Here is a 13,528-nt window from a genome sequence, read left to right on the forward strand (position 1 = left end):
GCGCCGAGGGCGCCCGCGTTGTCAGTGCCCCCTGGCACCATGCTGGTTGACGGTACGACACACCGGGGCCGGGGGAAACGGTGGCATCCGACGAACGATCCCAGACCGACCAGACCGAGAAGACCGATCAGACCGACCAGACCAAGAAGACCGACCAGACCGACCGAACCGATCCGGCGGGAGAGGCGGCGACCGCGTCCGCGGAAGCCCCCGGCCCCGCCCTGGAGTTGCTCGTGCACGGCGTCGGGGGCACCACCCCGCAGGCCATGCTGGGCGACGCCCGCACCGTGCGCGTCACCGGCGACGCCGTCGCGGGCATCCACCGCTGCGCCGACGACGCCGACGCCGAGGACCACCCCGGCGGTCACCGCCGCGAGCCCGTCCGCGAGGCCTACGTGTGGTCCAACCTCACCTCCGGCGACGGCTCCCGCGCCCTCTGGCTGATGCTCCTGCCCTTCATGGTCGTCAACCTCGCCCACTGGATGCGGCCCACCTCCGAAGGCCGCGCCACGACCGTGCGCGCCTACGGCCTCCTGGTGCGCCTCGTCGCCCTCACGCTCACCGTCCTGCTCACCGCGGCCGCCTGCGAAGTGGCCCTGGACCTGACGGCGTGGCAGTGCGCGGGCACGCCCGCCTGCTTCGCGGGCAAGGCGTGGCTCGGCTTCATGTCGGAGGGCCGGCACGGCTGGTGGAGCCCGCCGGGCCGCCGGCTCGCCCTCGCGGCCGCCGTGCCCACCGCCGTGGCCGGACTGCTGTGGCTCCTCTCCCGCCGCACCTGGAGCGCCTACGAGCTCCAGCCGCCCGACCGCTCCGGCGACGCGGAGACCGGCGGCACGGCCCCCGGGCGCCCGGCCCTGCGCCTGCCCGGCTTCTGGTACGGACGGCGCATCGTCGCCCGGCTGCGCGCCGCCCACACCGCCGCGGCCCTGCTCACCGTCGCCGCCTTCCTCGTCCAGGCCGCCTCCCGCTACGACCGCGCCCCGGGCGGCAGCCCCGCCCTCGACGTCCTGGGCAAGGTCCTCACCGCCGCCCTGGCCGCCGCGGCCCTGTTCGCCGTCCACACCGTGTGCCGCAGGGGCCGCAGCGAGAGCGCCCCCGACGACACGGCCGACCGCCTCACCGTCGCCCTCCCCGCCACCGCGCTCGGCCTGCTCCTGGCCTGCGCCGTCTACGCCGCCTGGGACCGCCCCGGCTGGCGGTCCCACGGCATGCTCCCCGGTGACCGCGTCTTCGGCCTGATCGCCCTCGGGCAAGGCGCTCTGGTCCTCCTCCTCGCCCTCGCCGCCCGCCGGCTGCACCGCGCCGCCCCCGTCGAGCGGACGCCGCTGGGCGGCCTCGCCGGCCCCGCCGTCGCCACGCTCGCCTGCGCCCTCGGCGGCGTCATGACCGCGGGCGTCGCCCACCGCGTCGCGGACTGGCTCGACGGCCCCGCCACCCCCGGCATGGGCGGTCCGATCGGCGGCCCGCCGGTCCTGCTCACCTGGCAGGCGTCCGTCATCCCGCCGCTCTTCTCCGTCCTGTTCCTGCTGCTCCTCGTCCTGGCCGCCCGCACCCTGCGCCTGCGCAGGCGCCTGTGCCGCACCGTCGCCGACGGCTATCCCGACGAGCCGCACGACCAGGCCCGTACGCGCGCCATCGCGGGCAGCATCGCCCGCGCGGGCCTCACCGACGCCACGCCCCGGGTGCTCGGCACCGTCGCCGCGCTCACGCTCCTCCTCGGCGGCGGCGCCGTCGCCGGCGCCTGGGGCACCCACGACGTCCCGGGGCGGGCCGCCGACGGCACCGCGGCCGCCGTGGAGGACGTGGCCCAGATCGCCCAGGCGCTCGGCTCCTGGTGCGTCGGCCTCGGCTTCGTCCTGCTGATCGCCTGGGGCCGCCGCGCCTACCGCGACCCCGCCGCCCGGCGCACCGTCGGTATCCTCTGGGACGTCGGCACCTTCTGGCCGCGGGCTGCCCACCCCTTCGCCCCGCCCTGTTACGCCGAGCGCGCCGTCCCCGACCTCACCTGGCGCATGCGCACCTGGATCGAGCGCACCGGCGGCCGCCTCGTCCTCTCCGGCCACTCGCAAGGCAGCGTCCTCGCCGCGGCCGCGGTCTGGCAGCTGCCCGCCGCCACCCGCCGCCGCGTCGCGCTGCTCACCTACGGCTCGCCCCTGGAGCGGCTCTACGGCCGCTGGTTCCCCGCCTACTTCGGGCCCGGGAAGCTCGCCGCCCTCCACGACGACGTCCACTGCTGGTGCAACCTGTGGCGGCGCACCGACCCCATCGGCGGCCCCGTCCGCCTCCCCGGCGACCGACCCGGTGCCACCGCCGTCGACCAAGGCCCCCTCAAGGACCCCCTCTCCTACGGCCGGACGGCCGAACACCCGCTGCCCGCGGCCATCCTGGGCCACTCGCAGTACCAGTCCGATCCCGAGTTCGCCCGGATACGCGCCTCCCTGCTCGCGAGCCTGGCCGCCTGGCTGCCCGTGCCCCCTCAGGGCAGCGCCGGCAGGTCCTCGGCGTAGAGCAGGGTGAGGTCGTCGGTGCTCGGGTCGGCCAGCTGCGCCACCCGGCCCGCGTGCCGCTCGACCATCGCCTCGAAGGTCTGCCGCGCCGTGCGGCCGTTGCCGAACGCCGGGCCCCTCGGGATGTCGCGGAAGTACTGGAGCAGGGCCTCGGACGTCCCCGCCCCGATCCGGTACTCGTGCTCGTCCGCCTGCTGCTGCACGATGCGCAGCAGCTCCTCCGGGTCGTAGTCGCCGAAGGTGATGGTGCGTGAGAAGCGCGAGGCCACACCGGGGTTGACGGTCAAAAAGCGCTCCATCTCGTCGGTGTAGCCGGCCACGATCACCACGACCTCGTCGCGGTGGTCCTCCATCAGCTTCACCAGGGTGTCGATGGCCTCCCGGCCGAAGTCGCGCCCGGAGTCCTCCGGGGCGAGCGCGTACGCCTCGTCGATGAAGAGCACGCCCCCGCGGGCCCGGTCGAAGGCCTCCTGGGTGCGGATGGCCGTCGACCCGATGTGCTCGCCCACCAGGTCCACGCGCGAGACCTCCACCAGGTGGCCGCGCTCCAGCACGCCGAGCGAGGCGAGGATCTCGCCGTAGAGCCGGGCCACCGTCGTCTTGCCGGTGCCGGGCGAGCCCGTGAAGACCAGGTGCCGGCGCACCGAGGCGGCCTTCAGCCCGGCCTCCTGCCGCCGCCGCCCGACCTCGATCATGTCGGTGAGGGAGCGGACCTCCTTCTTGACGCTCTCCAGGCCCACCAGTGCGTCCAGTGCCTGCAGCACGGTCGCCGAGGAGCGCGCCTCCGGCGGGGCGGAGGGCGCGGCCGGCGCCTCCTCGGCCGAGCGCTGGACCGGCACGGCCACCGGCTTCAGCAGCGTCCGCGGAACGGCCGTCGTCACGGGAGCGGTGCCCGTGCCGCCTCCGGCGGGCAGGGCGACCACGGCCGTCGACGGCACCGCCTCGTCGCTCGTACAGCCCTCGCTGACCGGGCCCGCCTCGGCGAACTCGTAACCGCCGCGCGCGCAGCGCTCGGTGCGGCAGCGGGTGAGCGTCGACCGGCAGCCGTCGATGACGTGGAAGCCGTAGCCGCCGCTGCCGGTCACCCGGCACTCGTGGAACGTGCCCCGCCCGCCCGCCGACACGTAGAAGCCCGCCTCCACCGGCGAACTCACCGTGCACTGCTCGACGGCGGGGTCGGCGCCCTTGGTGACGATGACGCCCGTCGCCGCGGCGTCGATCGTGCAGCCCGTCATCGAGCCGCCGCTGCCGTGGTCGCGGAACCAGGCGCCCGTGCCCGCCTCGCGGATCCGGCACCCCGCCAGCTGGGCCGACGCCCCGTCGCTCACCGACACGGCGGTGTTGCGGACCTGGGAGAGGTCGCTGTCGACCACGTCGACGTGGGAGCCGCGGTCGAGCACGAACAGGGCGTCCGGAACGTCGTGCAGGCGGCAGGAGCCGAGGGAGGCCGTCGCCCCGTCGCTGATCCACACCGCCGGATAGTCGCCCTTGCTGTCGTGGATCTCGCACAGGTCGGCGTCCACGCGCGTGCCCGGGTCCCACACGGACAGGCCGTTGCGCCCGAACCTGCGGATCGCCGTGCGCGTCATCGACAGGACCGAACGGGAGCGCAGGTCCACCCCGTTCTCCGGCACGTCGTGGATGTCGCAGTCGACGAGGGAGAGCACGGCGTCGGTGTCCAGCGTCACGCCGTCCCCGGACGTGCGGTGCACCCGGCAGTCGGTCAGCCGGCCGGCAGCCCGGGAGGCCACCTGCACCCCCGCGCCCCGCACCTCGTACACCTCGCAGCCCACCGCCTCCAGCGAACTGCCCTCGCCGGTCAGCGACAGCCCGGCGCCCGACGCGTGGTGGACCCGGCAGCGCTCCAGGCGCGGGTGCGCGCCGCCGTGGACCGCGATCCCCGACTGGCCGGCGGCCACCACCTCGCACTCCTCGAACAGGCCGCCCGCGCCGTCCAGTACGCCGATCCCGACGCCGCCCGCGTTGTCGACGGTGCACCGGCGCACCGTCGGCCGGGAGCCGCCGCGCACCTCGATGCCCACCGCGGAGCGGGTCACGATCCGCAGGCCGGCCAGCAACGGGGCGCCGTCCTCGACGAGGAGCGCGGGCGCCGCCGCGTCGTGCCCCTCGACGTGCAGGTCCTGCAGCGCGGCGGAGGCCCGTACGGTCAGGGCGACGCCGTCGGGGGGAGCGATGCGTACGCTGCCGGGCGAACCCTCCGCGCCGCGCAGCGTGACCGCGCGCGTGACGACCAGGTTCTCCCGGTAGGTGCCGGGGGCGACGGACAGCACGTCCCCGTCGGCCGCCGCTTCCAGGGCCGAGGCGAGGGATTCGTACTCGCCCGTGCGCCGCCGCCATCGCGCCGCGCCGGTGTGCGTCACCTGGACCGAGCCCTGTGCCATGGTGTTGCTCTGCCCCCACCTCGTGCGTGAGTCCACCCGGGACCGGAGCGAACCGGACCGGCCACCGGAGCCACGGTAGCGCGCGCGGGCCCCGGGAGTTGCCCGGTCAGCTGCCCGCGTCCGCCCGGCCCCAGGTCTGCCCGGCCCGTTCCCACGCCCGGTCCCAGTCGGCGTACCGCCGCTGCATGAGCCGCCATACGACCAGCCGGCGCACGACTTCCAGCAGTCCGCAGGCGACGGTGGCCGCCCCGGCGCCCGCGAGCCCTGCGTGGACGGCGGCCGTGTCCCGGTCCATGGGGCGGCTGGAGAGCCGGCCTTCGTCGTCCGTCCACAGGGGGAACCGCTGCCCCGGGTGCGTGGTGTGGCGTACGGGGACGACGCCGGAGCGCTCCTTGCCGTCCGGGCCGGGCCAGCGGGCGACCACCCGATGGTGTCCCTCCCGGCCGGCCGTGGCCTCGCGGTCGGTGTCGGCGGGCCCGCCGCGCAGGGCGCGGAGCGTCGTGGCCGTCACCAGGTGCCGGTGCCGGTGCTGTTCGCGGACCGTGTGCCGCAGGGCGTCGTGGGCGAGGGACCCCGTCACCCAGCCGGTGACCGGGCCCACGAGCAGCATGAGCACCACGGCGACCAGCCCCACCCACGATTCCAGGACATCGGTGCGGCGACGCAGGGGATTGCGCCGCCATCGCCATGCGAGTGCCGTAGCGCGCACCATGCTCACCCCCTTCCGGGTCCGTAAATACCTCACACAGGGCATCGCATGCGGAGGAAGAGGGCCTGGCCGGTCAGTCGAGGATCTCGACGGTGTCGCCCACGCGCACGGTCCCGGTGTGCTCGGGGATGAGGTTCTTGCCGAACACGGCCTTGCCGCCGATGCGGTGATGGCGGGCGAGCGTGCGCAGCGGCTCCTTGCCGCGCTCGGCGGTGGCCTGGTCGGTGGTGGAGACCACGCACCGGCCGCAGTCCTTGACCGCCCGGAAGGTCACGTCGCCGATCCGTACGCGGCGCCAGCCGTCCTCGGCCCACGGCTCGGTGCCGCCGACGACGGCGTTGGGGCGGAAGCGGTTCATGGGCAGCGGGCCCTCGCCGGGGCAGTCGCCCGCGGCGATGAGCGCGTTGAGGGCGTCGAGCGAGGCGAGGGTGGTCACGAGCAGCGGATAGGCGTCGGCGAAGCTCACGGTCTCGCCGGGGAGGGAGAACGCGGGATCGATCGGCCGGCGGCTCGCGGGCTCGTCCATGTGGAAGAGGCGGGCCGTGGTTCCGAGGTGGGCGGTGAGCCACGCGTCGGCGGCTTCCCCCGCGGGAACCGCCTCGACCTTGTCCCGGAACACCTGCACCGTGCGCGTGCCCCCCGCTTCCGCGAGGGAGGGCACGGCGACGTCGAGCGGTTCCGCCCCGGGCGCGGTGAGGCGGACGCCGCCGCCCGGCAGCGGGCCGGCAGCGGCCAGGGCGAGCCGTGGCCGCTGCCGCTGGGTGATCAGGATCCCGTCGGCGTCCGCGACCATCCACCGGCGGTCGCGGGCGAGCCCCCACGGCTCGACGGCCGCCTCCGGGGCGGTGCACCCCGCCAGGGACTTGACGGGGTAGAAGTGCAGCGCGGTCAGCGTGGGCGACGTGGACATGCGGTCATCTTGCCACCCTGGCCGGGCGGTTGAGCGAGTACCCCTGCCCGCCGTGGCGGGTCCCCCAGCACAACGGACAGACGGTCAGTAACCCCCCTGATTCGGATACTGACGGTTGTACGGGTCCTCGTACTGCCCGGCGGCCGGGCGCGGTGTCACCGGGCGCATGGCGTCGAAGCCGGCCGGACCCGCCGCGGGGCCCCCCGGGCCGGACGGGCCGGCGGGGGCGCCTCCCGGCCGCTGCTGCTGGTACTGCTGCGGACCCGGCCCCGGGTAGGCGCGCGGCGGCGTCTGCTGCGGGATGTACGGGGCGGCCGCCTGCTGCAGCCCGCCGGGCTGCTGCGGGCCGGGCGCGGGATAGCCGTACGGTGCGCCGCCCTGGGCGCCGTACGGGGCCTGGGAGGACGGGCCGGCCGAGGGGCCGGACGGCAGCGCGGGAAGTGCGGGCAGGTTGCTGCCGCCGCCGTCGTACGGGGCCGACACGCGGATCGGGGCGATCTGCGGGGTGCCCCGCTCGGCGACGAGGCTGTCGTAAATCGGGGTGTCCGGGAACGACGACGAGGCGTAGTAGCCGCCGCCGTAGGTGCTGCGGGGGGAGGTCATAGCGCATAAGTTAAGCCCACGTCCCTCGCGCGGTCTATGCACGGTCGGCACTAACCCTTCCCTGACCTGCAAAGTTGCAGGTCAGGACAGAACCGGCAAGGCCGGACAGATCCGTACGTACGGCCATCCGGGGGTATCGCGTTGCGCGTCGGCCCGTTGTATGCCGGACCGTGCGGGCGGCCGGTGCGCACGGCCGTGCGCACCGCAGGACCCGGTGGTTTTCAGCCGGTTCGCTCCTCGCTGCGGTCTCCGCCCCACAGTGTGTGGAACGATCCCTCGCGGTCGGTGCGCCGGTAGGTGTGCGCCCCGAAGAAGTCCCGCTGCCCCTGCGTCAGCGCGGCCGGCAACCGCTCGGCGCGCAGCGCGTCGTAGTAGGCGAGCGCGGCCGAGAACCCCGGCGTGGGCACGCCGCGGCCCACCGCCGTGGCGACGACGGAGCGCCACGCGCCCTGCGCCTCCCCGGCCTCCGTGGCGAAGCCCTTGTCGGCGAGCAGCGTGGGCAGTTGCGGGTCCGCGGCGAACGCGGCGCGGATGCGGTCGAGGAACGCGGCCCGGATGATGCAGCCGCCGCGCCAGATGGCGGCGACGCCCCCGAGGTCGATGTCCCAGCCGTACTGGGCGCTCGCCGCACTGATCATGTTCCAGCCCTGGGCGTACGAGACGACCTTCGACGCGTACAGCGCTTGTTCGACCAGGCCGGCGAACTCCCCGGCGTCCGCGGGGGAGAGCGGTTCCCGCCGCGGGCCCGGGAGTTCGCGCGCCGCGCCGCGCAGATCCGCGTGGCCGGACACGGACCGGGCGAACACCGCCTCGGCGATGCCGGAGACGGGGATGCCGAGGTCGAGCGCGGTCTGCACGGTCCAGCGGCCGGTGCCCTTCTGCTCGGCCTCGTCGGCGACGACGTCCACGAACGGACGGCCGGTGGCGGCGTCGGTGTGGGCCAGCACCTCGGCGGTGATCTCGATGAGGTACGAGTCCAGCCGGCCGGTGTTCCAGGTGCGGAAGGTCTCCGCGATGCGCTGCGGGTCGTAGCCCGCGACGTGGCGCAGGAGGTCGTACGCCTCGGCGATGAGCTGCATGTCGGCGTATTCGATGCCGTTGTGCACCATCTTGACGAAGTGTCCGGCGCCGTCGGGGCCGATGTGGGTGCAGCAGGGAGTGCCGTCGGGTGCCTTGGCGGCGATGCTTTCGAGAAGGGGGCCGAGGGACTTGTAGGACTCTGCCGACCCGCCGGGCATGATGGAGGGCCCGTGGAGAGCTCCTTCCTCCCCACCCGAGATGCCGGCGCCGACGAAGTGGATGCCGCGCTCGCGCAGTGCGGCCTCGCGTCGCCGTGTGTCGTTGAAGTGGGCGTTGCCGCCGTCGATGAGGACGTCGCGGGGTTCGAGGAGGGCGGCGAACTCGTCGATGACGGCGTCCGTCGGGTCGCCCGCCTTGACCATGACGACGATCCGGCGCGGCTTCTGCAGGGCGGCGACGAACTCTTCGGCGGTCTCGGCGGGGACGAAGTCCCCTTCGTGGCCGTGCGCGCCGATCAGCGCCTCGGTCTTGGCGTACGTGCGGTTGTGCACGGCGACGGTGTGACCGTGCCGGGCGAAGTTGCGGGCCAGATTGCTGCCCATGACGGCGAGCCCGGTGACACCGATCTGCGCGGTGGCCTTGGGGGAGGGGGTGCTGGACATGGCGGGGCTCCACTCCTGTCACGTACCTCGAAGGGCCGGCACGGGCCCCGGCGCCGGGCGCCGCCCGGCCATCGTGACACGGTGCGCACCGGACAACCGTGTGCGCGCCGGGGGCCGCTCGGAGACTGTCACCTTCTTCGCGCAACGGGAACCCCGGTACGCGTGGTCCGATGGTGTGACGGGTGTGACGCACCCCGGCGAAGGAGCCGGCCCGGGCGTTGCCGTCCGTCGGGCCCCCTCGCGTGCACGACAGGCGGGAACACCACCCCCGGTGGGGCCTGTGCGCAGGTCGGGGCGGGTGCCAGGGTGAAGGGACGACGGTCCCGAGGCGTCTGGAGCAGAAATGTGCGAGTCCCCTTGACAGCAGGCCAGCTGGAGATTTGGATCTCCCAGATCCTGGAACCGGCCGGCACGCCCTACAACGTGGGCGACTACTACGAGATCACCGGCGCTCTCGACGCGGCGCTGCTGGAGCGGGCGGCGCGCACCGCCGTGGACGAGGCCGGGTCGCTGGGCGCGCGGTTCGTGACGGAGCCCGACGGGACACCGGTGCAGGAGCTGCGGCCTGCCGAGTGGGAGTTCGAGGTCCTCGACATGACCGGGAGCCCGGACCCGGACGGGCGGGCGGTGGCCTGGATGCGCGCCGACCTCGCCCGGCCGGTCGACCTCACCACCGGTCCGCTGCTCGGCGCCGCCCTGATCAAGGTGTCGCCCGGCCGCCACCTGTGGTACCGCCGTGTCCACCACATCGTGGCGGACGGATACGGCCAGGCCGCCACGGCCCGCAGGACGGCCGACGTCTACAACGCGCTGCTGAGCGGGAGCGCCGCGGCGCCGCACTCCTTCCAGCCCGTCACGGCCGCAGTCGAGCACGACCGGGCGTACGCGGCCGGCCGCACCTACCGTTCGGACCAGGAGTTCTGGGCGAAGGAGGCGGTGGCCTGGCCGGCCACGGGACGGCTCCACGCGGAGGCGCCGCCCGCGTCCGCGGCCCTGCACGCCCGCCATCACCTGCCGACGTCCGCGGTCGAGGCGGTCGAGAGGCAGAGCGAGCGGCTGGGGATCCCCTCGGCGCACTTCCTGATCGCGGCCACCGCCCTCAAGGGCCTGCTCGATGTCCGGCACCGTCTCCGCATGGCGTCCGCACGCCAGCAGCATCTCCAGGCGCAGTTCCAGCGCGGACGCGCGCTGCTCGCCCAGCGCGCGGCGCCGGTCCTGCGCGAACGGCCCGGGCAGTCCCGCCGGCGCGGGGCCCTGCCACATGGCGAGCGCCTCCTCCAGGCAGGCGCCCGCCGCCGCGGGGGCACCCGCCTCGGCGTGGCGCCGGGCCTGCGCGGTGAGCCGGCCGAAGCGCACGGCGTCCACCTGCTCCCCGGGAAGCCGGAGCACGTACCCGTCGGCCGTGGTCGCGATGACCGCGTCCCGCCCCTCGCCGCCCGGCTCCGCGCCGTCCTCGCGCTCCAGGTGCGTGCGCAGCCGGTGGACGTAGTTGACGACGACCCGCCGGGCGGAGGCGGGCGGGTCGTCGTCGTAGAGCCCGTCGACCAGTTCGTCAACCGTCACCAGCGTCCCCGCGCTCAGCGCCAGCGCCGCCAGCACGGCCTGCGGCCCGGGAGCGCCGGGCCGGCCGGCGTCCCCCCGGGCCGAGACGTACCGGACGGGCCCCGGCAAACGGACGCGGACCGCCCCGTCCACCGCAGGCACCTGTGACATCTCCACCCGCACGTCTCCCGTACGCCGACCTTCCGGACCTTGTGGATCTTGCGGGTGATCATAAGCGGGCGGCTGCCCGAATTCCGTGCGGCCCGGGCGACAGTTGGCCGGATATCGTCGCCGTTCCGTGGTTCCCGGCCGAGAGGATCAGCATGCGCGACCTTCCGACGTACGAGGACGTCCTGGCCGCGGCGGAGCGGATCGCACCCCACGCCCACCGCACCCCGGTCCTGCGCTCGCGGCTGATCGACGAACGGACCGGAGCGCAGGTGCTGTTCAAGTGCGAGAACTTCCAGCGCGCGGGGGCCTTCAAATTCCGCGGTGCGTACAACGCCCTGGCCCGGTTCTCGCCCGCGCAGCGGCGGGCCGGCGTCGTCGCGTACTCCTCGGGCAACCACGCCCAGGCGGTCGCGCTGGCCGCCCGGCTGCTGGACATCCCGGCCACGATCGTCATGCCGCACGACGCCCCGGCCGTGAAGAGGGCGGCCACCGAGGCGTACGGCGGCCGGGTCGTCGCCTACGACCGCGACACCGAGGACCGGGAGGAGATCGGGCGCGCGCTGGCCGCCGAGCACGGCCTCACGCTGGTCCCGCCCTACGACCACGCCGACGTGATCGCCGGACAGGGCACCGTGGCGAAGGAGTTCTTCGACGAGGCGGGAGAGCTCGACGCGCTCTTCGTGCCGCTGGGCGGCGGCGGACTGCTGTCCGGCACGGCGCTCTCCGCAGCGGTACTGTCCCCCGGCTGCCGGCTCGTCGGCGTCGAGCCGGAGGCGGGCGACGACGCCCGGCAGTCGCTGCGCGAGGGCCGCATCGTCCGCATCGCCACGCCGCGGACCATCGCCGACGGGGCCCGGACCCGGCACCTGGGCGACCTCACCTTCGCCGTCCTCCGTGGCGCCGCCCCCGACGTCCTCACCGTCACCGACGCCGAACTCGTCGAGGCCATGGGAACCTTCGCCGGCGTCATGAAGATCGTGGCCGAGCCCACCGGCTGCCTGGGATTCGCCGCCCTGCGGCGCACGGCCGGCCGGCTGCGCGGACAGCGCGTCGGCGTGATCGTCAGCGGCGGCAACATCGACCCCGGGCGGTTCGCGGCACTCCTGGCCCCGTGAACGGCGTCCGTGAACGGCCCGGAGCGGGGCGCCGAACCGCCCGCCGAGGCCCTGACCGGTGCATGCGCCGCCACTCGTCACGCTTCGTCAGTCGTAGCAGGGCTCCACCAGGCCCGCCTTGATGGCCGCTACGACGGCCGCCGTTCGATTGGCCGCTCCCAGCTTGACGAGGACACTGCCGACCAGGCGCTTGGCCCCGTGCACGGAGATGCTCAGCTGCCGGCCGATCTGCTTGTTGCTCAGCCCTTCCACGAGCAGCAGCAGCGTCTCCTTCTCCCGTGCCGTCAGCTCGGCCGGCGGCGCGGCGGGCGGCGCGGCGGTGGCCCGGTGGACGAGCGAGCGGCCGAGGCTCAGCGGCATCGGCATCTGACCGGAGGCGAGCTGCGCCAGGGCCTGCTCCAGGCTCTCCGCCGTGAGTTCGTTGCGCAGGAGGTACCCGTCGGCGGAACAGCCGGAGAAATCCGCCTCGTCGGCCAGCTGGGAGCTGTCGATGATCATGAGCACCCGGGGGGACGGCGGAGGGAACTCCACCGCCGGCCGGGGCACGCCCCGGTTGTAGCCGGAGGTGAGGACGACATCGAGCGGAGCGTCGTGCTCGGTGCCCCGGTGGCCGGAATGCTGGGCCGGGAAGAACACCTCCCGGACGGTGGAAATTCTCGGCAGCAGCGCCTGCAGGCCCAGCCGGAGTAAATCGTCCTCGATCAGCACGGCGACTCGCAGACCGTTCGCGGCTGTGCTTTCGATCCTTCCGCGGTGGTGGTCCTGTGTCACTCTTCACCATTCCCGTTCAGTAAAGTTGGTGTGCGGAAGCCCCGGGACGGGCGGGAAAGAGGCGGCCTGCCGGTCACGGCGGGAAAGCTCCTGCCGAGGGCCGGTGGCGGGACCGGGCCGGGAGGTGCCCGCAGCACCTTCGCGGAGGGAGGTGCCGCCGCGGCGGTCGCCCGCTACGATCCTCGGCACAGGTGGGCCGACCGGTCCGAGCGAACCCCGAGGCGTGCTTTCCGCACGCTCGTTCACCCGGCCGCCGGCGTATGCGGAACCGGCATCGCTCCGAAGAATGACACGCCACCCCCGTACTGCGGTCACGGCCCGGCCGCTCGATCGGCCGGGATGGTTCCTGTCGAGCGGAGAGAGGCGGGTGACGCCCGGTCGCGCGGCCGGAGCGAGTGGGCGACTGTCGCCGGCTCCGGCCACTGGCGTGACGCACCTCGACTGATCCTGTGCGCAGTTTGACCACATCAGTGGTCTGGCTCACTATATCCACTGCTGCTTCGCGACTGTCAACTGCGGTGGTGATCAGGTTACTTGCCTAATTGCCTCACAAGATCGGGAATCGATGGAGAAGATGTCCTCCGGCCCGAACGCGCTGGCCGATCGGCTGAACCACCTCTTCAGGACCGTCCACCCACGGGGTCGCAGGCCGTACAGCAACGAGGAGGTCGCCGAGGCCATACGGGCCGAGGGCGGCGACATTTCCCGGCAGTACATCGCCTATCTCCGCAACGGCCAGCGGAACAATCCCCGGCTGCACCACCTCAAGGCGCTCGCGAAATTCTTCGGCGTCAATGCGGGCTACTTCTTCGACGACGACGAGGCCGCGCGGACGGACGCCAAGCTCCGCGAGCTCGTGGGGCTCCGCGAGAGCGGCGCGGACCGCGGGGGCCTCCCCGACCTGCAGGACGCCGGGATCACCCGGGTCGCCGTCCGGGCCGTCGGCCTGTCCCCCCAGGGACTCGATCTGGCCACCGGCCTGCTCGACCAGTTGCGCAGGATGGAGCACCTGCCGCCCAGCGACGCCGACGCCGGATGAGCCAGCCCCAGCTGTGCAGCTCGCCGCTGGAGAGGGTGTGCTGCAGCACGATCTGCAGCCCGAGGCCCAGGATCTGG

The 13,528-nt window shown here is 74.2% G+C and carries 9 protein-coding genes and 2 pseudogenes; 4 read left to right on the forward strand and 7 right to left on the reverse strand.

The window, feature by feature from the left end:
- Positions 1-80 precede the first annotated feature (80 nt).
- Positions 81-2,507 (forward strand): hypothetical protein, encoded by a 2,427-nt coding sequence (locus ACSNOH_RS17855; protein WP_436722341.1) that lies wholly within the window; start codon positions 81-83, stop codon positions 2,505-2,507.
- On the opposite strand, the gene ACSNOH_RS17860 is transcribed toward ACSNOH_RS17855, so the two are convergent.
- From ACSNOH_RS17860 to gndA, 5 genes are all read right to left on the reverse strand, one after another.
- Positions 2,477-4,909 carry a right-handed parallel beta-helix repeat-containing protein gene (locus tag ACSNOH_RS17860; protein ID WP_436722342.1) on the reverse strand — a complete coding sequence of 811 codons (2,433 nt, stop codon included), beginning with the start codon at positions 4,907-4,909 and terminating at the stop codon, positions 2,477-2,479. The two genes, ACSNOH_RS17855 and ACSNOH_RS17860, sit on opposite strands and share 31 nt — an antisense overlap.
- 106 nt (positions 4,910-5,015) lie before the next feature.
- The gene (locus ACSNOH_RS17865) at positions 5,016-5,621 is read right to left on the reverse strand and encodes an Rv1733c family protein (protein WP_436722343.1); all 606 of its coding nucleotides are present in this window, start codon (positions 5,619-5,621) and stop codon (positions 5,016-5,018) included.
- A gap of 70 nt (positions 5,622-5,691) precedes the next feature.
- Positions 5,692-6,528: an MOSC domain-containing protein gene (locus tag ACSNOH_RS17870; RefSeq protein WP_436722344.1), complete on the reverse strand. Its 837-nt coding sequence runs from the start codon at positions 6,526-6,528 to the stop codon at positions 5,692-5,694.
- Positions 6,529-6,612: 84 nt separating this feature from the next.
- A complete protein-coding gene (locus tag ACSNOH_RS17875) occupies positions 6,613-7,131 on the reverse strand; it encodes a DUF6643 family protein (RefSeq protein ID WP_436722345.1) in 519 nt (172 codons plus the stop codon).
- A gap of 221 nt (positions 7,132-7,352) precedes the next feature.
- Positions 7,353-8,813, reverse strand: coding sequence for an NADP-dependent phosphogluconate dehydrogenase (gndA, locus tag ACSNOH_RS17880; RefSeq protein ID WP_436722346.1), 1,461 nt, complete (start codon positions 8,811-8,813; stop codon positions 7,353-7,355).
- Positions 8,814-9,158: 345 nt separating this feature from the next.
- Here gndA and ACSNOH_RS17885 point away from each other — a divergent pair.
- Positions 9,159-9,734 (forward strand): annotated as a pseudogene (locus ACSNOH_RS17885) (condensation domain-containing protein); the annotation flags it as partial.
- 240 nt (positions 9,735-9,974) lie between these two features.
- On the opposite strand, the pseudogene ACSNOH_RS17890 reads toward ACSNOH_RS17885, so the two are convergent.
- Positions 9,975-10,526, reverse strand: a pseudogene (locus ACSNOH_RS17890) (AfsR/SARP family transcriptional regulator); the annotation flags it as partial.
- Between the two features lie 152 nt (positions 10,527-10,678).
- On the opposite strand from ACSNOH_RS17890, the gene ACSNOH_RS17895 reads away from it, so the two are divergent.
- Entirely contained in the window at positions 10,679-11,641 is a 963-nt protein-coding gene (locus tag ACSNOH_RS17895; protein WP_436722347.1) for a threo-3-hydroxy-L-aspartate ammonia-lyase, read from the forward strand.
- An 87-nt stretch (positions 11,642-11,728) separates the two neighbouring features.
- Here the strand turns inward: ACSNOH_RS17895 and ACSNOH_RS17900 are convergent, their stop codons facing one another.
- Positions 11,729-12,412, reverse strand: coding sequence for a response regulator transcription factor (locus ACSNOH_RS17900; protein WP_436722348.1), 684 nt, complete (start codon positions 12,410-12,412; stop codon positions 11,729-11,731).
- 574 nt (positions 12,413-12,986) lie between these two features.
- Here ACSNOH_RS17900 and ACSNOH_RS17905 point away from each other — a divergent pair.
- Positions 12,987-13,451, forward strand: coding sequence for a helix-turn-helix domain-containing protein (locus tag ACSNOH_RS17905; protein WP_436722350.1), 465 nt, complete (start codon positions 12,987-12,989; stop codon positions 13,449-13,451).
- Positions 13,452-13,528 lie beyond the last annotated feature (77 nt).

The sequence above is a fragment of the Streptomyces sp. URMC 127 genome (assembly GCF_051386535.1).
Classification (GTDB): domain Bacteria; phylum Actinomycetota; class Actinomycetes; order Streptomycetales; family Streptomycetaceae; genus Streptomyces.